Origin of the sequence: Kitasatospora sp. SC0581, assembly GCF_048159585.1 — a bacterium.
Classification (GTDB): Bacteria; Actinomycetota; Actinomycetes; order Streptomycetales; family Streptomycetaceae; genus Kitasatospora.
The window spans coordinates 638,201-659,630 of the sequence record NZ_JBLRWA010000002.1 but is presented as its reverse complement, the minus strand read 5'-3'; the positions used below and the strand labels follow the sequence as shown (position 1 = coordinate 659,630).

23 protein-coding genes and 2 pseudogenes are annotated in these 21,430 nt (G+C 72.0%); 12 read left to right on the top strand and 13 right to left on the bottom strand.

Annotated elements, in window-relative coordinates; all coding sequences use genetic code 11:
- Positions 1 to 115 precede the first annotated feature (115 nt).
- Positions 116 to 607 carry a VOC family protein gene (locus ACLWS4_RS06130; protein WP_388048738.1) on the top strand — a complete coding sequence of 164 codons (492 nt, stop codon included), beginning with the start codon at positions 116 to 118 and terminating at the stop codon, positions 605 to 607.
- Here ACLWS4_RS06130 and ACLWS4_RS06125 read toward each other — a convergent pair.
- From ACLWS4_RS06125 to ACLWS4_RS06110, 4 genes are all read right to left on the bottom strand, one after another.
- The gene (locus ACLWS4_RS06125) at positions 604 to 1,377 is read right to left on the bottom strand and encodes a hypothetical protein (protein ID WP_416873540.1); all 774 of its coding nucleotides are present in this window, start codon (positions 1,375 to 1,377) and stop codon (positions 604 to 606) included. The two genes, ACLWS4_RS06130 and ACLWS4_RS06125, sit on opposite strands and share 4 nt — an antisense overlap.
- A 263-nt stretch (positions 1,378 to 1,640) precedes the next feature.
- Positions 1,641 to 2,000, bottom strand: coding sequence for a hypothetical protein (locus ACLWS4_RS06120; RefSeq protein ID WP_416873539.1), 360 nt, complete (start codon positions 1,998 to 2,000; stop codon positions 1,641 to 1,643).
- Between the two features lie 67 nt (positions 2,001 to 2,067).
- Positions 2,068 to 2,643 (bottom strand): HD domain-containing protein, encoded by a 576-nt coding sequence (locus tag ACLWS4_RS06115; RefSeq protein WP_049650819.1) that lies wholly within the window; start codon positions 2,641 to 2,643, stop codon positions 2,068 to 2,070.
- Positions 2,644 to 2,791: 148 nt separating this feature from the next.
- Positions 2,792 to 3,547: a helix-turn-helix domain-containing protein gene (locus ACLWS4_RS06110; protein ID WP_416873538.1), complete on the bottom strand. Its 756-nt coding sequence runs from the start codon at positions 3,545 to 3,547 to the stop codon at positions 2,792 to 2,794.
- A 202-nt stretch (positions 3,548 to 3,749) separates the two neighbouring features.
- Between ACLWS4_RS06110 and ACLWS4_RS06105 the strand changes: the two genes are divergently transcribed.
- The 8 genes from ACLWS4_RS06105 (at position 3,750) to ACLWS4_RS06070 (ending at position 8,000) form a co-directional block, all read left to right on the top strand.
- Entirely contained in the window at positions 3,750 to 4,166 is a 417-nt protein-coding gene (locus tag ACLWS4_RS06105; protein WP_416873537.1) for an ATP-binding protein, read from the top strand.
- Between the two features lie 138 nt (positions 4,167 to 4,304).
- Complete coding sequence (locus ACLWS4_RS06100; protein ID WP_416873536.1) at positions 4,305 to 4,613, top strand: hypothetical protein; 309 nt, start codon at positions 4,305 to 4,307, stop codon at positions 4,611 to 4,613.
- Positions 4,577 to 5,419 carry a protein kinase domain-containing protein gene (locus tag ACLWS4_RS06095; protein WP_416873535.1) on the top strand — a complete coding sequence of 281 codons (843 nt, stop codon included), beginning with the start codon at positions 4,577 to 4,579 and terminating at the stop codon, positions 5,417 to 5,419. The genes ACLWS4_RS06100 and ACLWS4_RS06095 overlap by 37 nt, the downstream gene beginning before the upstream one ends.
- A complete protein-coding gene (locus tag ACLWS4_RS06090; protein WP_416873534.1) occupies positions 5,416 to 5,937 on the top strand; it encodes a GNAT family N-acetyltransferase in 522 nt (173 codons plus the stop codon). The genes ACLWS4_RS06095 and ACLWS4_RS06090 overlap by 4 nt, the downstream gene beginning before the upstream one ends.
- Positions 5,938 to 6,010: 73 nt before the next feature.
- Complete coding sequence (locus ACLWS4_RS06085; RefSeq protein WP_416873533.1) at positions 6,011 to 6,427, top strand: ATP-binding protein; 417 nt, start codon at positions 6,011 to 6,013, stop codon at positions 6,425 to 6,427.
- A 14-nt stretch (positions 6,428 to 6,441) separates the two neighbouring features.
- Positions 6,442 to 6,993, top strand: a complete 552-nt coding sequence (locus ACLWS4_RS06080) for a hypothetical protein (RefSeq protein ID WP_388048754.1) — start codon at positions 6,442 to 6,444, stop codon at positions 6,991 to 6,993.
- Between the two features lie 384 nt (positions 6,994 to 7,377).
- Positions 7,378 to 7,533: a hypothetical protein gene (locus tag ACLWS4_RS06075; protein WP_416873532.1), complete on the top strand. Its 156-nt coding sequence runs from the start codon at positions 7,378 to 7,380 to the stop codon at positions 7,531 to 7,533.
- Entirely contained in the window at positions 7,521 to 8,000 is a 480-nt protein-coding gene (locus tag ACLWS4_RS06070) for a hypothetical protein (protein WP_416873531.1), read from the top strand. The genes ACLWS4_RS06075 and ACLWS4_RS06070 overlap by 13 nt, the downstream gene beginning before the upstream one ends.
- Here the strand turns inward: ACLWS4_RS06070 and hemC are convergent.
- Positions 7,997 to 8,929 (bottom strand): hydroxymethylbilane synthase, encoded by a 933-nt coding sequence (gene hemC, locus ACLWS4_RS06065; protein ID WP_416873530.1) that lies wholly within the window; start codon positions 8,927 to 8,929, stop codon positions 7,997 to 7,999. The genes ACLWS4_RS06070 and hemC overlap by 4 nt on opposite strands.
- A gap of 371 nt (positions 8,930 to 9,300) precedes the next feature.
- On the opposite strand from hemC, the gene ACLWS4_RS06060 reads away from it, so the two are divergent.
- Positions 9,301 to 9,729 (top strand): GNAT family N-acetyltransferase, encoded by a 429-nt coding sequence (locus tag ACLWS4_RS06060; protein ID WP_416873529.1) that lies wholly within the window; start codon positions 9,301 to 9,303, stop codon positions 9,727 to 9,729.
- Positions 9,730 to 10,223: 494 nt separating this feature from the next.
- Here the strand turns inward: ACLWS4_RS06060 and ACLWS4_RS06055 are convergent, their stop codons facing one another.
- The 6 genes and pseudogenes from ACLWS4_RS06055 to ACLWS4_RS06030 all read right to left on the bottom strand — a co-directional run bounded on the left by ACLWS4_RS06055 (position 10,224) and on the right by ACLWS4_RS06030 (position 14,980).
- Positions 10,224 to 11,120: an aminoglycoside phosphotransferase family protein gene (locus ACLWS4_RS06055; RefSeq protein ID WP_416873528.1), complete on the bottom strand. Its 897-nt coding sequence runs from the start codon at positions 11,118 to 11,120 to the stop codon at positions 10,224 to 10,226.
- 77 nt (positions 11,121 to 11,197) lie between these two features.
- Positions 11,198 to 11,401 carry a hypothetical protein gene (locus ACLWS4_RS06050; protein WP_416873527.1) on the bottom strand — a complete coding sequence of 68 codons (204 nt, stop codon included), beginning with the start codon at positions 11,399 to 11,401 and terminating at the stop codon, positions 11,198 to 11,200.
- 102 nt (positions 11,402 to 11,503) lie between these two features.
- Entirely contained in the window at positions 11,504 to 12,169 is a 666-nt protein-coding gene (locus ACLWS4_RS06045) for an HAD family hydrolase (protein ID WP_387819441.1), read from the bottom strand.
- A gap of 76 nt (positions 12,170 to 12,245) precedes the next feature.
- Positions 12,246 to 12,971 (bottom strand): annotated as a pseudogene (locus tag ACLWS4_RS06040) (putative Ig domain-containing protein); the annotation flags it as partial.
- Between the two features lie 204 nt (positions 12,972 to 13,175).
- A pseudogene (locus tag ACLWS4_RS06035) lies at positions 13,176 to 13,613 on the bottom strand (trypsin-like peptidase domain-containing protein); the annotation flags it as partial.
- Between the two features lie 398 nt (positions 13,614 to 14,011).
- Positions 14,012 to 14,980, bottom strand: coding sequence for a hypothetical protein (locus ACLWS4_RS06030; protein ID WP_416873526.1), 969 nt, complete (start codon positions 14,978 to 14,980; stop codon positions 14,012 to 14,014).
- A gap of 154 nt (positions 14,981 to 15,134) precedes the next feature.
- Between ACLWS4_RS06030 and ACLWS4_RS06025 the strand changes: the two genes are divergently transcribed.
- On the top strand, positions 15,135 to 16,256 hold the full coding sequence (locus ACLWS4_RS06025; RefSeq protein ID WP_074001025.1) for an alpha/beta hydrolase: 1,122 nt from the start codon (positions 15,135 to 15,137) through the stop codon (positions 16,254 to 16,256).
- A gap of 71 nt (positions 16,257 to 16,327) precedes the next feature.
- Positions 16,328 to 18,748, top strand: a complete 2,421-nt coding sequence (locus ACLWS4_RS06020) for a glycosyltransferase family 39 protein (RefSeq protein ID WP_416873525.1) — start codon at positions 16,328 to 16,330, stop codon at positions 18,746 to 18,748.
- 103 nt (positions 18,749 to 18,851) lie between these two features.
- Here the strand turns inward: ACLWS4_RS06020 and ACLWS4_RS06015 are convergent, their stop codons facing one another.
- Both ACLWS4_RS06015 and ACLWS4_RS06010 read right to left on the bottom strand, forming a co-directional pair.
- On the bottom strand, positions 18,852 to 20,417 hold the full coding sequence (locus tag ACLWS4_RS06015; protein WP_416873524.1) for an alpha/beta fold hydrolase: 1,566 nt from the start codon (positions 20,415 to 20,417) through the stop codon (positions 18,852 to 18,854).
- Between the two features lie 94 nt (positions 20,418 to 20,511).
- Entirely contained in the window at positions 20,512 to 21,285 is a 774-nt protein-coding gene (locus ACLWS4_RS06010) for an HNH endonuclease family protein (protein ID WP_117487336.1), read from the bottom strand.
- Between the last annotated feature and the right edge of the window lie 145 nt (positions 21,286 to 21,430).

Genomic DNA, 21,430 nt, shown 5'->3' with positions numbered 1-21,430 from the left:
AGGTGCGCGGTCGGCGGGCACCGGGACAATGGTGAGCGGACCGGTTTCTCCAGCACTCCGCCCCGCGCCGCCCCCCGAAACCGGGGGCCACGGAGCGCGAACGAGAGGGACGACCATGGCCGTTTCCAGCACCCCGATCAACCTCACCCTCGCCGCCCACGTCGGCATCTCGGTCTCCGACCTGGACGCGTCGATCGCCTTCTACACGGCCCTCACCGGGCGGGAGCCCGTCGCACAGGGCACCATGCACAGCGTGCCGTTCGGGAAGTCGCAGGGCCTGCCCGTGGCGAAGCTGCGCTACGCCACGATCAACCTGGACAACAGCCTCGGCATCGACCTCATCCAGTTCCAGGAGCCGGTCGGCGAGCGGACCGGCGGCGTGGCCAACCGGCCCGGCTCGATGCACCTGTGCCTGCGGGTCGACGACTTCGACGCCGTGTACTCGCGGATGAAGGACGCCGGCTACGACTTCCTCGGCGACGACTACACCTTCATCGAAGGCGAGGTCACCCCGGACGCCGCCCTCGGCACCCGGGTCGCCTACTTCAACGACCCGGACGGCACCAACCTGGAGATCATCCGCCCCGAAGGCGGCTTCGCCAGCTAGGAGTTCGCGGCGACCGGCCGCCCGGGCCACCCGCGCAGGGCGGCGCGGGCGCGGGCGACGCCTCCGGGAGTGGCGGGCGCGCCGGTGCCGACGGCGACGGTTCTCGTGCCCAGGCCCGCGCAGGCGCGGCAGATGCCGGGGCGGGGCACCGGGTCGTGGCAGCGGCCGCACTCGGCGTACGAGGCCGGTGGGGTTTCGGGGCGCTCCGGTGGCAGCTTGCGCTGAAGGCGGTCCCGGAGGATCGCCACCGGGGAGTGCATCGGCTGCGGCAGTCCGGGGAGCAGGGCGTGGGCCAACTCTGCTTCGTCGCAGCCCCGTTCCAGCCACTGCGTGACGAGCGGTGCCAGCGCGCGGGCCTCGGCCTCGCCGAGGCGCAGGCGGGGTTCGGGCCTGATCACCCGGAACAGGGTGGCCACGGCGGCCCGCGTCCGTTCATCCGGGAGGGTGGGTTCTTGTCCCGGGTCCTTTACGGGAGGGGTGACAGTGCGGCCGGTCCCTCGCCCACCGGAAGCCGGGCGGGGGACAGCCGGTTCGGGCTGCGGGGTGTCGAAGACATGGGCCTCGGACCGGATGGTCCCGTCGGCCATCCGGACGGTGTCGACCCGGTAGTACCCGGCGCTGGTCAGCTCCTTGAGCGCCCGCCGGACGGCGCCCCGCCCCTGCGGACTGCTGTCCGCCATCTGCCGCCCGTCCTCCCGCCACCCGTCGGGGCGGGAGAGCAGGTCGGCGAGGAGGCCACGAGCGGTGTAGCTGAGTCGACGGTCCTGCAACAGGCCGTTCGGAAGAACGGTGAACGCGCGCGTGCGCGCGCTACGATGAATCCGCATCTGGAGCTCTATCTCCTGGTGCCAGACCCCGGGGTGTTACAGCACCGCCGGGGTCTCCTATGTTCTGTCGATGATGCGGAAAGTAGCACAGCGACTACGAAGAGTGCGAACCGTTCGAGCGTGAAGCCCGGACCCCCACATCACGCACGCCCCTACCTTTGGCGTGGGAAGTCGGCGGGGCCGACTTCCCGCGCCGAGCACGGTGTTCAGGAAAGGGCACGTTCGATCGCTTCGAAGATGTCCGCATCGGTCTCCTGCTGCCACGACGGCAGATCGACCCAGTCGGCGACATAGCCCGGCTTCGGATTCTCGATGTGCTTGTGGATCTGAGCGATCCAACACGTAGCGACGAAGCGGCCCTTCTGCTCCCGGGTGAGCTTGGACGTGTTCCCGCCGCTCACACTGATGAAGTCCCGGACCTGGCCGAACACGGCAGCGGCGCACTCCCGCTCCCACTCGGGGGTCTCCTCCCACGGGGCGACATAGCCCGCCTTCGGCTCGCCCGGGTAGTGCTTCGACACGCCCGCGATCCAAGCCTCGCGGAAAATCCGCCCATCAGTCGACATGCGTAACTCCTTTGTCAGACGGCACTGTCAAGCGCCGAGAAGCGGTCGAAGACGAGCGTCGGTGGCGTCACGCGAGGTAGACCTTCTGCCACTCCAGGGACGTCATGGTCAGTGCGGCTTCGGCGAGGGCGTGGGCCGACTCGGTCTTGAGGCTGCCGAGGCTGCTGTCGATCCACGGCTGCACGTTCCGGTAGCCCTGCTCGCGGTACTCCACGGCCTGGATCAGGCACTCCAGCTTGTCCGCGTCGTGGGCGACGGTGACTTCCAGGTTCTCGGCGTTCTCGTACTCCTCCACGAGGGCCTGGAGTCCGGCAACGACGGCCGGGTGGGCGGCGCTGACCTGGTCGGCGGTCACCCGCTCGTTCGACGCCGCGGTGAGGTAGCGCCGACTGATGTGCGGGATATCGCTGACCCGGGTCTCCTGGGTGTCGTGGAAGAGGCACAGCAGGGCGACCTTGGCCGGGTCGGCACCCTCCATCATCGCGAGCACCGCGCCGATGACACCCGTCCGGAACGAGTGCTCGGCGATCGACTCGGGATCCTTGACGCCGGCGATCCACCAGCCCTGGCGCTTCGCCCGCTTGAGCATGCCCGCCTCGAACAGGTAGCTCGCGGTGCCCCTCGCCTGCTTGTCGTCCGTCATGGCTGTCCTTCGCTGCCGGAGCGATTGTCGCTGCAACCGCCTACCCACAGACCGTAATACACAGACTCCGACTCTCGACGGGCCACCGTGAAAGGCCGTCACCATCAAATCGACACGGGGGCTCGCCGCGCCAGCGCGGTGAAGCGTGCTACGCCTCCGGCGGCACGCTGTAGCGACTCAAGACCTCATCCGCCGTGGACTTCTCCAGCAGGCGCAGCTCCCAGGGCCCGGTGTTGACGTCGAACTCCTTGCCGAAGCCGACCCACTTGCCGGCCATGCGGCGCCCGGTCGGATCGACCAGCAACTGAATGGCGCCGTGGTACCTGGCCCCCTGGTAGTAGCCGTCCTGTGCGGTCTGCTCCACCCACGAGCCCGTCACGACGTTCCGGTCGACGGTGAGGTCGAACGACAGCGGCGAGTCGGGATTGGACGACGCACCGGGGAGCGACCGGCCTGTGATCCGGTTCCCGCTCTGGGACAGTACGACGTGGTGCAGGCCGGTGAACGTGTTCTCCCGGCTACTGCTGAAGAACTCGTAATGGCTGACCCAGACCCCCGAATAGTCCTCACCCGTGGGAGCGAGTGCGGCCTGCACGGGCACGCCCGGTTCGTCGCTGCTCATGTCATGGCCTCCCGTACCGTTCACGCTGACCCTTGGCGGTAGCTGTGGTGATCCGAAGCCGAGGCGGTCCACCGAAAGTTTGGTGACAGCCTCAAGGGCTCGAACGTACACCGGGCGGGGCGACCTGACCTCCCCTGACTCCCAGCGCTGCACGAGACGCTTGCTGGCGTCATTGGGCTCCCCCTGGGCCGTCCCGACAGCCCTCAGACGTTTCGCGAACTCGTCCTGACTGAGACGAAGTCCGAGGCGCACGGCCCTCAGGATCTCGTTGGGTGTCGTCATGAAACCCACCATAGAGGCAGACCTCTTCCGAATGACGCCGACATGACGCCTTGCCGGGACGTCGAATAGACGTCTATGCGGCGTCGCAATGGACTGACCTCCCAGGGCATCATCAAGCCCTCTGAAGGTGACCGATCGTCATCGATCAATCACCGGACGCAGTTCGACTGACCCGTTTCCTCTTCCTACGAGGTACTCCCTCATGCTCACGTCCTGCCGCCCCCGCATGTTCGTCGCGCGCCTCGACTCACGGACCGAATCCGCGCCCCTGGCCCGGTACTTGCTCCGGGCCTACCTCTCCGGACTACCCTCCGGGGACCGCTACCGTGATGCCGCCGAGCTCCTCCTCGGCGAACTCTTCGCCAATGCCGTCCAGCACGCCAACGCGCCCGATGATCGGCCCATCGAGGTCCGCTTCACGCTGGTCAACTCCCGCTTGCGGCTCGAAGTCCACGATGCCCGCACCGCCCTCCCCTCCCTCCGCATCGCCGCTCACGACGACGAGCACGGGCGTGGACTGTTCCTCGTGAACGAGCTCGCCGAGCGCTGGGGCTGCGCCTCCCGCCCGTACGACATCGGCAAGTTCGTCTGGGCCCACATCGCCCCCACCACCGTCTGATCGAGAGGCCAAGATGACCACGATCCAGCGCGCCACTGCACACGCCACCACCGGCTGGCTCCAGGGCCGCTCGGTCTCCTCGCGTGCGAGAACGTCGTGCTGCGCGGGCACTGCGAAGGCGCCGACCACCGAGACTTGATGGCCTGGCCGCACTGGGCGCTGAAGCACCTGTACGCCCCGGTCGAAGTCATGTTCGGCAAGTTCCCCCAGGGCGCTGCCGAGACCGGCCGGCGCGGGCAGCGGATCCCGCCGCCGCCCTTCTCGTTCCTCCCGGTACGGGCGGGCGTCCGGTCGCTGGACCCGCGATTCCTGGAGACCACCCCCGACCTCGCGGCGGCGCTGGCAGTGTCGGTTGACGACGGCCGAGACGTGTTCAAGCACATCTCTTGTGAATGGAAGGCAGTTCGAGAATGGGCGAGTTCCTTGCCGAGGCCCGCGAAGCGCTGAGGACGGCGGAGGCCTTCTGTGGGCCGGTCGAGCTGACGGAGGTCAGCAACCGCCGGGGCTCGGCGGTGTGGAAGGCCAGCGGTCCGCGCGGTGTGGTGAGCATCAAGCTCGGCACCGGCGGGGCCGCCGAGGTCACCGCCCGCGAAGCCTCCGTCCTCGACCAACTCCCCGGCTACACCGTGACCGCCGGCCGCTTCGCCGACGGCATCTGGTACGTCACCCCGTGGCTGGCTGGCCCCTCCACCTGGCAGGTCTTCCGCACCGTGCGCAAGGGCGACGGCGGGAAGGACGAAGCCCTCGCCGCCGCCGCCGGACTGTGCCGCGCCGTGGCGGACTTCCACGCCGACGGGTGGGTGCACGGCGACCTCCAACCCGCACACGGCATCCACGGCGAGGACAAGGTGCGCCTCATTGACTTCGCCTGGTCCCGCAGGATCGACAGCATCCCGTGGCCGACGTTCGAGGGCACGATGATCCACCTCACCGCTCCCGAACTGGCCGCCCGGATCATCAACGGCCCCCAGCCCGTCACCACGACCCAGACCGCCGACGTCTACGCCCTCGCCGGCACCCTGTGGACCTGCACCACCGGGAAGTGGCCGCTGGACTACGACACCGCAGGCCTCCCCAAGGGCACGCCCGTGGAGGAGATCCGCAAGGCCATCGCCCACCGAGCCGTCCCCATGTCCACCACGATGCCCTGGCCCGCCCTTCAGGCCCGGCTGCGCTGCGTCCTGCTGGCCGCCCCCGACGAGCGGCCCACCGCCGCCGAACTGGCCAAGCTCATCGAAGCGGTGGGCGGATGATCGAGCTGCGGGAGCTGCGCCCCGGCGACGAGGAAGCCCTGCTCCGGATCTACAGCGCGGAGTCGACGAAGTACCTGGGCCGCGCACCCATGGACGCCGACGAAGCCCGCTACCGCCTGCGCGACATCACGGCGGCAGCGGCACAGTCACCGCGCACGCTGTACGTGCTCGGCCTCGACGTCGACGGTGACCTCCTCGGCGTCGTCAAGCTCCATCGCGACAGCCCCGTCACGGCCATCAGCTACATCCTGCGCGCGGACGCCTGGGGCCGCGGCTACGCCACCGAAGGGGTCCGCAGGCTCCTCGCCCTCGCCTTTGGTCGCCTCGGTCTACCGGAGGTCCGCGCCAAGCACCGCCCGGAGAACCCCGCCTCCGGCCGCGTCCTCCGCAAGACGGGGTTCACCCCCACCGGCGAACGCAACGGCTTCAAGACCTACGCCCTCGGATCCACCGAACCGGGACACGAGCAGATCAGACAACCGCCCGGTGGCGAACCTACTACTGCCATGGGCAACTGACCGTCTATCGCTGGCAGATCGCCAACGATGACGTGGATGACCCCCTCTCATTTTGCTTCCAAGGTGCTCCCTCATGCCCACTTCCCGTCGCCCCCGGGCTTTCGTCGCCCGGCTCTCCTCCCGGGCCGAATCCGCGCCCCTGGCCCGGTACTTGATCCGGGCCTACCTCTCCGGGCTGCCCTCCGGGGACCGCTACCGCGACACCGCCGAACTGCTCCTCGGCGAGCTCTTCGCCAACGCCGTCCAGCACTCCGACGGACCCGACGACTGCCACATCGAAGTCCGCTTCGCCCTCACCGGCTCCCGGCTGCGGCTGGAGGTACACGACGCCGGTAGCGGCCGCCCGTCGGTCCGTACCGCCGCGCCTGACGACGAGCACGGGCGCGGCCTCTACCTCGTCAACGAGCTGGCCGATCGCTGGGGCTGCGCCTCCCGCCCGTACGGCATCGGCAAGTTCGTCTGGGCCCACATCGCCCCCACCACCGTCTGAAAGCCCGACTCTCCATGCACCTCACAACCCTCGCCCGGCACACCCTCTCCCGTGGCACCACACCCGCCGCCACCTATGCCCTCATCGCCCGCCTCGGCCACCCGCCCCTGCCCGTCGCACGCGCCGTCTGCCTCGCCCTCGACATCCCCCTCGCCGAAACCACCCGCCGCCTGGCCGAGTGCTACGACGCCCTCCTCGCCGACCACCACCCCGCCAGCGAGACCGACACCGGCGAACTCCTCGAAGCCCTCGGCGTCTTCGACATCCCCAAGTCCCTCACCGACACCGAACTCGCCGTCGTCGAACACCTCCTGGCCGCCGTCGACGCCCACGGCAGCCTCCGCCCCGGCCACCGTCACGGCCTCCAGCGCTGGTTCACCACCGGCAACCTCACCACCGCCTACCTCTCCCTCACCGCCACCCACCCCCTCCCCCGCACCGGCGACCCCACCCTCTACTGGACCACCCTCGTCACCGCCGGCGAACTCCTCGCCACCACCCTCCCCTCCGACCGCCGCATCACCTACGCCCTCACCCACTGCCGCACCCGGGCAACCCACCCGTAAACACAGGAAGTCGGCCTCGCCGACTTCCTACGCAAGAGCGGCCCGTCGCCGCTTCGGCCAGGCTGAAGCGGCGACGGATGATGGGGTGAAGCGAGTGCTGCTCGGCGGTGGTTTCGGCGGCCCTGGCCATGCGTGGCCGGGGCCGCCGTTGCTCTAGCGGGTTCCTGAAAGGGACGGAATGCGGGGTGCTTCCCTCGCCTTTTCTTGTCGTCGGGCGGGCCCGCCCGACGACATTGATCGGTCACCGGACCCGCACGGCGGGTCGGCTCGCCGCGCACAGGAAGTCGGCCCGGCCGACTTCCTACGCAGCGGTAGCGGCGCTGCGTGGTGGGGTGAAGCGCTATTCGGCTGTCGGCCATCACCGTCCCCGAGATCCCGCAGGCCGTGCGGGACTTGACCGCCGTCGGCATCCGCTCGGTGGAGGTGTTCGCCAACAGTCTGCGCCGCGACGAGCTGGCCGCCGGTGCCGTCGCGTCGGACAGCCTGATGGTGCGGGCCATCCGCGCCGTCAAGACACCGAGCCCGGCATGGCCGCGATGACCCGGGGTACCACCCGGGCCGTGCGGCAGGCGCTGGACGAGGCCGGTCACCGGGACGTGGCGACCATGCCGCACCTGATCTTCGACTCCGCCCTCTATGAGGGCTACCGCACCACTATGCGGGCCAGCCCCGCCCCCGCCGCCCGCCGCCCGTTCCAGATCAGCCCTTGCAGTCCGGAGACCGCCGTCGACACCGGACTCGCCTTCCTCGGCGAGGGGGCGGACATGCTGCTGCTGGAGCCGGGGATGCTGTCGGTGGACGTGCTCGCCAGCCTCAGGGTCAGGACGGCAGCCCCGCTGATGCCGTTCTCCGTCTCCGGCGAGTACACCCGCCTCGCCCCGCCCGACCCGGCCACCGGACAGCGGGACTTCCGCCCGCTCGCGGAGCTGTTCACCATGCTCAAACGGGCCGGAGCGGACCGGATCATCACCTACGCGGCCCTGGACCTGGCCCGCCTACACGCCTAAGCGGCTGCAGTGGGCCGGACCTCCGCCAGGATGCCCTCCGCGCCCTGGTCCAGCAGGAGGCCGGCTACGAGCACGCCCAGCTTCTCCGGCTCGCTCACCGGGCCGGAGAGCCGGGCCTCCACCTGCCGCCCGCCGTCCACGGAGGTGACCTGCCCGTGCAGGGTCAGCACGCCGCCGTCGGCCTTGCCGAACGCACCGACCGGCACCGAGCATCCGCCGTGGAGCTCCCCCAGCATCGCCCGCTCGGCCCGCACTTCCACGTCGGTCACGAGGTCACCGGCCCCGGCCAGGACCTCGCGGGCCCACTCGTTGTCCTCCCGGATCTGGATGCCCAGCGCGCCCTGCCCGGGAGACGGCGGAAACAGCCCGACCGGCAGGATCTCGCTGATCTCCTCGCCGCGGCCGAGCCGCTTGATCCCGGCGGCCGCCAGGACGACAGCGTCCAGCTGCTGCGTCCTGAGCTTGCCGAGCCTGGTCGGGACGTTCCCCCGGATCTCCACCGGCACCAAGTCCGGACGGACGTGCAGCAGCTGGGCGATCCGGCGCGACGCCGACGTCCCGATCCTGCCCCCGTACGGAAGGTCCGCCAGCGTCGAGCCGCACAGGGCGTCGTGCACGTCCGCACGGGTGGGTGGGGGCAGGAGGATCAGGCCGGGCGGGTTCGCGGTCGGCAGGTCCTTGAGCGAGTGCACGATCACGTCGACCTCACCGGACACCAGCGCGTTCACCTGGTTCACCGAGAACGCCGAGCCGCCGCCGCGCTCCGAGACATCCCTCAGAGCCGACCTGCGGTCCTGATCACCGGCCTCCGTGATCACTCGCCGGCGGAACACCACGCCGGGGAAGCGCTCCCGCAGCCGCGCCAGGTACTCCCTGACCTGAGCCCGCGCCAGGTGACTGGCCCGCGACCCCACCACCAGTGTGCTCATAAGCCAACTCCCAGCATCAGACGAGGCGTTGGCCGCATGCTACCCGCATCGAACACGCCCGGTTTCCGACGTTATGTCGGAAACCGGGAAAGAGTCCACGGGGGACGTACACCACCCGAACCGTCGTCGGCCGAGTGCCGCATCAAGCAACGTTCGCCCTGTGTGACGCGCCGTCCGGATGGTGATCCGGGCGGCGCGTTGTGCTTCATGCCGAGTCTCGCGATCAGGGCCAACACGGCCTGACAGTCGACGATTTCTCGAAGACCGGCTCTCCACGCCCCGGTACGGAGCATCGCTGAAATCGCGGTCGCGGACAGCCGGGGCTGACGGTCTCCTCCAGAGCGCGTGCTTCGCTCTGACAGGATGCGCCGGTGATCAACTACAGCACCGATCTCTCCGGTCTTGCGGAGCAGGACCTTTCCGGGTTCTTCGTAGGCTGGCCCGCACCGCCGACGGCCGCGCAGCACCTTGCCGTACTCAAGGGCAGTTACCGGGTCGTGGTTGCCCTGGATGCCGGGACGGGGCGCGTCGTGGGCTTCGTCAACATGATCAGCGACGGGGTCCTCACGGGCTTCATCCCGTGGCTGGAGGTCTTGCCCGAATACCAGGGGCAAGGCATCGGCGGGCAGTTGGTCCGGCGGGTCCTCGCCGAGGCGGAACATCTGTACTCCGTGGACCTGACCTGCGACGAGCCGCTGCGCGCGTATTACGAGAAGCTCGGAATGCTGCCGCTGAGAGGCATGGCCGTCCGACGGTGGCAGGTACTGGCCCCGGAGCGCCGAGCTCCGGCGGAGTCCTGAAAACCACGGTTGACTTCGGCCCCGCCGACTTCCTGCGCAGGTGTGGTGGTGCCGTTGCCGCTTCGGCCAGGCCGAAGCGGCAACAGGCTCAGCTGTGCGTTCGGCGGCCCCGGCCAGGGCTGGCCGGGGCCGCCCAGGGCTTTTGTGGAAGGGGTGGGCGGGCAGGCAGCGGATCTGTTTGGGCGGGCCCGTGTGCTTGCACGCGGGCCGGCCCTGAAAGATTTCTCAACTCTGGCTCTACCCAAGGTTCCGTGCACGGGCGAGGTGCCGCAGTTCTGCGGTCCGCCGGTTGAACTCAGCCGAGGGCGTTCACCAGTTGTTCCGCCCTGGCGGCCGCCTCGTCAGCACCGGTGGTCTCGAGCGCGAGACGGGGCACATCCAGGGCTGTTGGTGCTGACCGACACGTACTCGGGCTGGCTGTCGATCGGCTGACCTGCCGACGGCCCGGCCCGCTCCCCGCCCGTCGTCTCGCGGGCGGGGAGCGGCCCGTACGCCTACGCGTGGTCGGCCAGCACCTCGGCGATGACGTGGCGGGCGATGGCGGTCATCCTCGGGTCGCTGTCCCGGTAGTAGGAGACTTCCATCAGCGCGACGGACAGGGCCCAGCCGCGGGCGCGGTCCCAGGCCGCGTCGTCGGGGGCCGCGGCCTCGCGGAACGTCTCACGGGCGGCGGCGGGCAGGACGTACCAGGCGGGGATCAGGTCGACGGCCGGTTCGCCGAGGCCCGCGCAGCCGAAGTCGATGACGGCGCTCAGCCGGCCGTCCGGGGACACCAGCAGGTTGCCGGGCTGGAGGTCCCCGTGGAGCCAGACCGGCGGGCCGGTGGGCGCGGGGGCCGCCAGGGCCCGCTCCCAGGCGGCGGTCGCGGCGGGGGCGTCGACGAGGTCCGCCACGGCCGCGATCGAGGTCCTGGTCCCGGCGTCCCGCGAGGCCAGCGACTCGCTGCGGTGGGCGGCCGGGGCACCGGTCGGGTCGATCCGGCGGATGGCCGTCACGAAGTCGGCCAAGTCCCCGGCCAGCGCCCCGGGTTCGGCGATCCGACCGGGCACCGGTGTGGTGCCGTCGAGCCAGCGCAGCACCGACCAGGGCCAGGGGCAGCCGTCGACCGGTCCGCCCACGGCCAGCGGGACCGGCACCGGGACCGGCAGCCGCGGGGCCAGCCGCCGCAGCCAGACGTCCTCCTTGGCGATCTCCTCGACCACCCCGGGGATCCGCGGGACGCGCACCACCAGCTCCGCCCCGAGCCGGTACATCGCGTTGCTGGTCCCGGCCGGTTCCACCGGCTCGACCGACAGACCGGCCCACTGCGGGAAGCACTCGGCGACCATCCGGCGCACCAACGCCTCGTCGATGTCCAGTTCGTCGGCGTGCAACTTGTGGGAGGAGGCCATAGCGCCCGACCCTGCCAGCCCCGGGCCGCGCCCGGCAACCGATTTGCCGCCGGACCGACGGCCGCCGGGGCCCGGGGTCAGGCTCGGCGCGCGGCTCCCCCGGGCTTCCGCTCGTTGGCGTGGATCCACCGCCGGTTGAGGGCGCAGGTCACGAACGGGCCGATGAACACGAGCAGCCACCACAGGAGCGCGAGGGCCCGCTGACGGTCGTGCTCCCCCCAGCGGCCGGGGAGGAACGGCAGCAGGACGACCACCACCAGGAGCACCCCCCAGGTCGCCATACACGTGATCACCCTGCGCGCCCCAACGTCCATGCGCCCCCCAACCCCGAGCCATGTTTGAACGTGTTCAATATAGCGCTCGGGGCGCCACCGGGCGAGCCGCTAGCCCTGGTGGACCGCGCCCGCCGCGATCAGGGCGGGCAGCTCGCGCATGTCGTCGAAGACCACGGTGCCCGGCCCGGCCAGCCGTTCCGCGGCGGTGACGCCGCCCGCGTAGCCGAGTGCGCGCATCCCGGCGGCGCGGGCGGCCTCGACGCCGGGGCGGCTGTCCTCGACCACCACGCAGGCGGCCGGGTCGACGCCCATCGAGCGGGCGGCGTGCAGGAAGAGGTCCGGTGCGGGTTTGCCGCGCTCGACCTCGGTGGCGCTGAAGATCCGCCCGGCGAAGTGGTCGTGGAGGCCGGTCCGGCCCAGGGTGTGGCGCATCTTCTCGTGGGTGCCGCTGGAGGCCACACAGGTGCGCAGGGTGATCGCGGCCAGCGCCTCCGGCAGGCCGTCCACGGGGGTCAGTCCGGCGTCCACCGCCTCGGCGTGCAGTTCGACGAAGCGCTTGCTCCACACCGTCGCCGTCTCGCCGCCGAGCCGTTCGGTGACCGTGGCCCGGTTGGCCGCCTCGGACCGTCCGACGAAGAGCTCGATCGCCTCCGCCTCGGTCAGCGGCCAGCCGTACTCCTCGCCGAGCCGCACCAGCACCCGGACGGCGATCACCTCGCTGTCCACCAGGACGCCGTCGCAGTCGAAAATCACCAGCTCAATCGGCTTGATCATCCCACCAGCATAGGCCGGTGCCCGTGCCCGGGGGCCGGTGGCCGTCGAACTGGCCACCGGCGCCCGGGCGTTGGCGTCAGCTGGTCTGGATGGAGGTGTCGTCGATCACGAAGCTGGTCTGGAGCGAGGCGTCCTCGGTCCCGACGAACTTCACGGTGACCGTCTGGCCCGCGTAGGCCGACAGGTCGAAGGTGCGCTGCTGGTAGCCGGCCGCGGCGTCCACGTTGGAGTAGGTCTTCAGCGCGGTGCCGTTCACCGAGACGGTCAGCTTGTCGTACGCGGTGGTGCCCGACTCGGCGGTGTCGATGTGCAGCCAGAAGCTCAGCGTCGCCTTGCAGCCGGCCGGGATGCTCACCGTCTGCGACAGCGAGTCCGAGTGGGTGGAGCCGTAGCCGTTCAGCCACGCCTTCCAGGAGCCGCTGTGGGCCGCCTGCGAGGCACTGCTGTCCACCACACCGCTCGACGTCGTCCACGGCGTGGCCGTGCCCGACTCGAAGCCCTCGTTGCCCAGCAGCTGGGCCGGGGTGCAGCCGCCGCCACCGGTGGAGACGGCCCAGGTGAAGCTGGTGGAGGCCGACTTGCCGGCGGCGTCCGTCACGGTGACGGTGACGGTGGAGCCGCCCGCCGTGGAGACGGTGCCGGTGATCGCGCCGGTGGAGGCGTTGATCGACAGCCCGGCGGGCAGGCCGCTCGCGGCGTAGGACAGCGGGGCGGTGCCACCGGAGGCGTTGATCTGGAGGTTGACCGCGCCGCCGACGGCGGTGGACTGGTTGCCCGGGTTGGTCACCGAGACGGCGCTGCCGGCCGGCTTGGTGAGCAGGCAGCCGGCCACGTTGAGGTCGATGGCCCGGGTGGAGGAGTTCAGGCAGGTGGTGAACCAGTACGTCTCCTCACCGTAACTCTGGCCCTTGTAGGCCTTGGTGGTGCCGTCGGCGGCCACCTCGCACGGGTTGTTGAGGGTGCACATGCCGCCGTCGTCGTTGCCGGTGTTGTTGATGCCGACGATCCGGCCGCTGGCGGAGTCGACGATCGGCGAGCCGGAGGTGCCGTGCGTGGTGTTGCAGCCGGAGCTGTAGCGCAGCGAGTCGTGCCAGGTCCAGGCGTCCTCGCGCAGGGTCGGCACGAAGCCGTTGACGGAGCAGTTCCAGACCTGCTTCCAGTACGACGAGGGTATGTACATCGACGCGCCGTCGGTCGGGTGGGCGTCGCTGATCGTCAGCGCGGTGGCGCCGTACTTGGAGCTGATCGACCCGTAGGTGTCGGTGAGTTGGTAGAGGGCGACGTCGGTGCCGGTCATGGTCGCGTAGAGCAGCTTGTCGGCCTGGACGGTGCCCAGGCTGTTGCCCGCGCCGTCCAGCAGGGTGCCGCTGCGGCTGGCGGTGGTGTTCTGGATGACCTGGCCGGCCGAGGGCATGGTCGGCAGGCAGTGTCCGTTGGTGAGCATCAGCGCCCGGTCGCCGGCCGCCGAGGTGGGGTAACGGACCAGCGAGGCCGAGCAGTTGCTCAGGGCGATGGTGGACGTCAGGTCGGCCGCCTGGACGGCGTGCGCGGGGGCGGCGGCGAAGGCCAGCCCGCCCGCGACGACGGCACTCGTACCGGCCACCGCGACAAGTCTCTTGAACATGGCTCTCCTTGTGGGGGATCGCGGGGTGTACGACTGGTCGCCGACGCCCGCGCCGCATGAAAGTGCCATGGCCACTTCAAGAGGTCAAGGAGTGTGACCGAACTCGCCACTGCCCGGCACGGGCCGTGCCATCCGACGGCAACGACCCGTCCCGGTATGCCCGTTACGGGCCGGGGCAGTGGATACGGCTGCGGCTGCGGTCGCGGTTGCGGCTACGGCTACGGCTGCGGGAAGGCGTTCGGGTCCACGTCGTTGGTCTTGGCGTTGCCGTCGGCCACCGGCTGGAGGGTGATCTCCCAGGAGGTCGCGGTCCGGCCGGTCTCGAACGGGAAGGTGTCCTCGAACTTGGTGAACTGGCAGTTCTGGGTGAAGCCCTTGGCGTCGGAGTCCCAGTCCGCACCGCCGGAGACGTAGACCTCGTACGTCCCGTCCTCCACGCCGTCGACACTGGCGTGCTGCCCCTTGCCGACGAACACCGAGTGCACGGCCTTGCCGTTCAGCGCGAGCGACACCACGGCGTCCACCTTGCCGCCGTTCTCGACCTTGAACACGCCCTCGCCGCGCAGCTTCCCCTTCCGGACCATGGTGCCGTTGTCCAGCGCGCGGGACTGCTGCTGGGGCAGCGGCGGGACGGCGAAGGTGGTCTGGTAGCCGGCCGCGGTCATCGTGACGAGGGCCGCCGACACCGCCGCCAGCCCCTGGGAGGCGCCCAGTTCGGCCTCGGCCGAGCTCAGCGCGCAGACGTCGTGGAACTTGATGTCGCTGCGGACCTTGCCGGCGTCGGTGGCGAGCGAGGTCAGCGCCGCCACCAGTTCCTTCCGCGCCGCCGTCACCCCGGCCGGCTCGTCCGCCACGCTCAGGGACTTGGCGGCGCCCTGCGCGCTGGTGACGATGCCGCCGAGCACGGTGTCGAGGTCGCCCAGGTCCTTGGCGCCGGCCACCTGGGCGAGCGCGACGGTGACCGGGTCGACGCTCGCGCTGAGCACCGGGCCGTACGGCGCCCGGGTCGGGGTCGGCGTCGGCGTCGCGGTCGGCTTCGCCGAGACCCCCGTCCCCGCCGCCCCGGGCGCGGACGAGCCGCCCGCCGAACCACCGCCCCCGCCACCGGAGCAGGCCGCCAGCACCAGCGCCGTGCCGACGGCCAGAGCGGCCTTCCCCACGAACCTCTCGGACCCCGTGAACCTCATGCCCCACCCCCGGGTAGCCGGACCGCGCGCACACCGCGCAGCCGTGCGGTCACACATGGTCCCGAGCACGAACGACCCCGTCAACCCATTACCCGGCGGTCACCTCCGAGGGGCCCTCCGAGGCCGTCTCCGGAGGTCAACTACGATCGGGCCCGTGCTCAGTCTCACCGGACTCCCCCTCCAGATCATCGCCTCGCTCCTCGCGATCGCCGTCTTCGCCGCCACCATGTGGCTCTGGCCGCGGTTCGGCGGGAAGGGCTGGAAGGCGTGGCTGGGCCGGCTCGGGGCGTTCCTGGCCACCCAGGTGTCGGTGCTGGCCGCGATGGGCCTGATCGCCAACAGCTACTTCGGCTTCTACAGCTCCTGGACGGACCTGCTCGGCACCAGCGGCGGGCTCGGCACGGTGGTCGACCACCAGCCCAACGCCTCCGGGGTCGCCGTCACCGGCGAGCAGAAGTTCTACTCCGCGCAGGGCTCGGACCCGGAGCGCTCCGGCCTGATCCAGAAGGTCGACGTCAAAGGAGCCGGCAGCGGCCTGACCACCGAGGCGTACGTCTACCTGCCGCCGCAGTACTTCCAGCCGGACTACGCCAAGCAGCGCTTCCCGATGGCCCTGGTGCTCACCGGCTACCCGGGCACCCCGGAGAAGCTGATCTCGCTGATGCAGTACCCGGCGTCCACGCTGAACGCGATCGAGCAGAAGAAGCTGCCGCCGACCGTCCTGGTGATGACCCGCCCCACCCTGGTCGGCGACCGGGACACCGAGTGCGTGGACGTGCCGAACGGCCCCCAGGTGGAGACCTTCTTCACCAGCGACCTGCCCAAGGCCCTCGCCACCACCTACCGGATCGGCACCGACCCGGCCAGCCGGGCGGTGATCGGCAACTCCACCGGCGGCTACTGCGCGCTCAAGTTCGCGCTGCGCAAGCCCGACGCCTACCGCTCGGCGGTCGCGCTCTCCGGCTACTACGACGCGGCCCACGACGCGACCACCGGCGACCTGTTCGGCGGCAACGACCGGCTGAAGCAGGAGAACGACCTGCTGTGGCGGCTGAAGAACCAGCCGCCCGCCCCGGTCAACCTGCTGCTGACCACCGCGTACGACGAGAACAACTACGACGAGACCAAGGCCATGATCGCGGCCTTCAAGGCCCCCACCACGATGTCCTCCATCACCCTGGACACCGCCGGCCACAACTTCCACACCTGGACCAGGGAGATCCCCCCGGCCCTGGAGTGGCTGGGCAAGCACCTCGCCGTACCGCCATCCGCCTGACGTTCCAGATCACACGCGCCTCACACTCCCGTCTCACGGTTCTCTCAGGCACGCCACCGACGGTATGGCGCATGACCACGAGCAGCTACTCCCCTCCGGCCGGCGAACCGTGGCCCGAGGCCGCGCACTACCCGCCGCCGGAGGTGCCGGGGCCGGACCCGGTCCGGTCGGACCCGGCGCCGCTCTTCCCCGAACAGCCCCTGCCGCCCGCCGGCCCCAAGGGGTTCGCCAGCTGGCCCGACCGGCTGCGCACCCTCCCCGCCCGCGCCTGGCGCGGGCGCGCTGACGACCCGCGCTGGGTGCGCCCGGCCCTGCTGGCGCTGCTGGCCGCGACCGCCGTCCTCTACCTGTGGGGCCTGAGCGCCTCCGGCTGGGCCAACTCCTTCTACTCGGCCGCCGTGCAGGCCGGCTCGCAGAGCTGGAAGGCCTTCTTCTTCGGCTCCTCGGACGCGGCGAACTTCATCACCGTCGACAAGCCCCCGGCCTCGCTGTGGCCGATGGCGCTCTCGGCGCGGATCTTCGGCCTCTCCTCCTGGTCGGTGCTGGCCCCGCAGGCGCTGATGGGCGCGGCCACCGTCGGCGTGCTGTACGCGACGGTGCGCCGGCGCTTCTCCCCGCTCGGCGGCCTGCTGGCGGGCGCCGCGCTGGCGCTCACCCCGGTCGCGGCGCTGATGTTCCGCTTCAACAACCCGGACGCGCTGCTGGTGCTGCTGCTGACGCTGGCCGCGTACGGGATGGTCCGGGCCGTCGAGGCGGCGGGCACCCGGTGGCTGGTGTTCACCGGGGTGATGTTCGGCCTCGCCTTCCTCACCAAGACCCTGGCGGCCTTCCTGGTGCTGCCCGCCTTCGCGGTGATCTACCTGGTGGTGGCGCCCACCGGCCTCTGGCGGCGGGTGCGGCAGACCCTGCTCGCGGGCGCGGCACTGCTGGTCTCGGGCGGCTGGTGGGTGGCGGTCGTCGAGCTGATGCCCGCCTCGGCCCGCCCGTACATCGGCGGCTCGCAGGACAACAGCTTCCTCTCGCTCACCTTCGGCTACAACGGCCTCGGCCGGGTCGACGGCAACGAGCGCGGCAGCGTGGGCGGCGGCGCCCGGATGCCGGCCGGGGTCGACCTGCCGGGCGGCGCGGCTCCCGGCGGCGGCCGCGGCTGGGGCCAGACCGGCCTGACCCGGATGTTCGGCACCGACATCGGCGGGCAGATCGCCTGGCTGCTGCCGGCCGCGCTGATCCTGCTGCTGGCCGGCCTCTGGGCGACCCGCCGCTACGGCCGCGCCGACACCGCCCGCGCGGCCTTCCTGGTCTGGGGCGGCTGGCTGCTCTCCACCGCGCTGGTCTTCAGCTTCATGTCCGGGATCTTCCACCAGTACTACACGGTGGCGCTGGCCCCGGCCGTCGCGGCACTGGTCGGCATGGGCGTGGACGGGCTGTGGCGGGCGCGGCACCGGGTGCCCTGGGCGCTGGTGCTGGCCGGGACGCTCGCGGTGACGGCGGTCTGGGCGTTCGTGCTGCTCGGCCGCAGCTCCGGCTTCCTGCCGTGGCTGCGCTGGGCGGTGCTGGCCGGCGGACTGCTCGCGGCGGCCGCGCTGGCGGCCGGGCCGTTCGTCGGGCGGGTCTCCGGCCGGGCCGGCGCGCGGATCGCCTCGGTGGCGGGCCTGGTGGGCCTGGCGGCGGCGCTCGGCGGTCCGGCCGCGTACGCGGTGGACACCGTGGACTCCCCGCACACCGGCTCGATCGTGACCGCCGGGCCGGGCGTGAAGGGCGGGTCCGGGCCGGGCGGCATGGGGCACCGGGGCGGCAAGGGCTTCCCGGGCGGCAACGGCAACGGGCACTGGTTCGGCCAGGGCGGCCCGGGTGCTCCGGGTGGCCAGGGGGGCTTCACGGGCGGTCAGGGCGGTCAGGGCGGTCAGCAGGGCTTCGCGCCCGGGCAGGGCTTCCCGGGCGGCGGCACCGGCGACGGCGGCGACCGCGCCAACGGCCGCCACGAGCGCGGCACCGGCGGCGGCACCGGCCTCCCCGGCACCCAGGACCCCGAGGGCACCGGCACCGACGGCACGAACAGCACCGGCGGCACGGCCGGCGGCCCGCCCCCCGGCGGCATGGGCGGCCTGCTCGACGGCCCCAAGGTGACCGACGAGGTCGCCGCCATGCTCAAGGAGAACGCCGACCGCTACACCTGGGCGGCCGCCGCGATCGGCTCGCAGACCGCGGCCGGCTACCAACTCGCCACCGGCGAACCGGTGATGGCCCTCGGCGGCTTCAACGGCACCGACCCCTCGCTGACCCTGGCCGGCTTCCAGAAGTACGTCCAGGAGGGCAAGGTGCACTGGTTCATCGGCGCGGGCGGCTCCCGCCGCGGCTTCGGCGGCGGCGCGGGCGGCGAGGGCGGGCAGCAGAGCGAGTCCGCCCAGATCGAGTCCTGGGTGACCGCCCACTTCACCGCGAAGACCATCGGCTCGACCACCTTCTACGACCTGACGGCCCCCACCTCCTGACCGGGGGGCCGCGACCCCGGAGGGGGCGTGCCGCGCGAAAGCGGCACGCCCCCTCCGCGCTGTCCCCGGCCGGCCCTCCGCGCTCAGCCGGACCCCGCCGCCCTCAGTCCGACCCGCAGCGGGTGCCCGCCGCCGGCAGCCGCCCGTCCACCAGGAACGCCGTCACGGCCGCCCGGACGCAGCCGCTCTTGTCGTACGCGGTGTGCCCGTCGCCCTCCCGGGTGAGCAGCACGCCGTGCTCCAACCCGGCGGAGAGCCGCTCGGCCCAGGCGTACGGGGTGACCGGGTCGGCGGTGGAGCCGATCACCAGGAGCGGGGCGCTGCCCGGCGCCCGGACCGGTCGCGGCGGCTCGGCCGGACGGTACGGCCAGGGGCGGCAGTCCGCTTCGAGCAGGGTGCCGACCGGGTCGTGCCCGCTGGTCAGCGGGGCGCGGGCGGCGAGTTCGGCGAGGGCCGGGCGCAGTTCCGCCTCGGTGGGCGGCGGCGGGCCGTCCGCGCAGGAGATGGCGGCGAAGGCGTCGGCCGGGGTCCGGTAGCGGCCGTCCTCGCCGCGGCCGTCGGCGCCGTCGGCGAGGGCGAGCAGGCCGTCGGCGTCGCCCCGGGTGACGGCCGGTTCGAGGGCCTCGCGCAGCCGGGGCCAGGAGCGGCGGCCGTCGGAGAGCACGTCGAGGGTGGCGACCCAGCCGAGCGCGGCGGTGAGGGTCCGGCCGTCGGCGTCGCGCAGCGGGTGGTCGCGCAGGCCGTCGAGGAAGCGGGCGAGGCGCTGCGGGGCGGCGGCCGGATCGGCGCCGAGCGGGCAGGCCGCCCCGTCCTCGGTGGCGCAGGCGGCGGCGAAGGCCCGGAGCCCGGTCTCGGCGGCGACGGCGGCTTCGATGCCGAGCCGCGCCGCGGGGGCGCTGTGGTCGACGGCGCCGTCGAGGACGAGCCGGCCGGTGCGCTCGGGGAACTCCTCGGCGTAGCGGGCGCCGAGGTGGGTGCCGTAGGAGAAGCCGAGGAAGTCCAGCCGGCGTTCGCCGAGGGCGCCGCGCAGCACGTCGAGGTCGCGGGCGGTGTCGCGGGTGCCGAGGTGCGGGAGCAGGTCGGCGTACCGGGCGCGGCAGGCCTCGGCGAGGATCCGGGCGTGGTCGTAGGCCGGGTCGTCCGTGGCGTTCCACTGGTCGCGGGTGCGGTCGTCCAGGCAGTGGACGGGGGTGGTGTCGCCGGCGCCGCGCGGGTCGAAGCCGACCAGGTCGTACCGGTCGTGCAGCGGCCCCTGGTAGCTCTGCCAGCCCCAACGGACCATGTCGACACCGGAGTTGCCGGGGCCACCGGGGTTGAGCAGCAGGGCGCCGAGCCGCCGCTTCGGGTCGGCGGCGGGCACCTTGGCGAGGGCGACGTCGACGGTGCGGCCGCCCGGGTCGGCGTAGTCCAGCGGGACCTTGAGGGTGGCGCACCGCACGGCGGCCGCGTCCTGGTCGCCGTCGTCCTCGCCGGGGCAGCTCCGCCAGTCGATCCGCTGGTCGTAGAGCGCGCGCAGGGCGGGGGCCGCGGTGGCGGCGACCCGTTCGTCCAGCGGCGGGCGGACGGCCGGGCGGGCGGCGCCCGTGCAGCCGCTCGACAGCGCGAGGGCGAGGGCGGCGGCGAGGGCGGGCACGGCGCGCCCGGCCGACCGGGGGAGCGGGGAGATCATCGGGGCCACCGCCCACGAATACCACCCGGCCCGCGCCCGGCCGTCACCGGGGGCACACCGCGCCCGCCCTTCGACAGCGTGGATTGACGTTTCGTCAGCCGCCGCACAGCTGGAGCATGGTCTTCTTGTCGGCCTCGGTGACGGGCAGCTGGTACTTCAGCGAGACCTGGGCGAAGCGCACCGCGTAGGAGCAGCGGATCTCGGTGTTGGCGGGCAGCCAGGAGGCCGGGCCGGAGTCGCCCTTGGAGGCGTTCTGCGAGCCGTCGGCGGGGATCAGGTTCAGCGGGTCGTTGGCGATCTGGACGCGCTTGGCCTTGTCCCACTTGCTGGCGCCCATCTGCCAGTCGTAGGAGAGCGGCATCACGTGGTCGATCTGGATCTTGGAGGCCTGCTGCTTGGTCCACTGGACGCTCTTGCCGGTGTACGGGTCCCAGATGGTCATCGCGGTGACCGTGCAGTCCGAGCCGTCCTTGTGCTCGACGGCGGTGCCGTCGCGGGCCAGCAGGTCGTTGCGGGTGTCGCACTTGTTGCCGCCGAACGGGACGCCCTCGACGTTGTCCGTCCAGGCGGGGCCGAACTCGTTGCGGTCGTAGCCGTCCTTGGTGCCGACGGCGGCGGTGGTGACCTTGGCGATGACGTCCCGCCCGGCCTTCTGCTCCTCGGGGGTGGTCAGCGGCGCCAGGCCGGGCTTGGTGCCGTCCGGGTTCTGCAGCGGGCTGGTGCCGGTGGCCCCGGCGGCGGCGGTGCCGCCGTTGGCCTTGGGGCCGGTCGACTTGTGGTCGCGGCCGCCGATCAGCCAGCCGACCAGCGCGAGCGCGCATATCAGGAACACGGTGGCGGCGGACAGGGTGGAGCGGCGGGCGGGCACGGGGAACTCCGGAGGTCAGGGGCGGGTTGACGGCAAGCCAGCAGACCAGCCGCCCGGGGGGAGGTCAAGCCGACGCCACGCGATCCCGCCGAGCATGTCGAAGCTCACACCCGCTCACCCCCTGCTCCGGGCCCCAGCCCCGGCC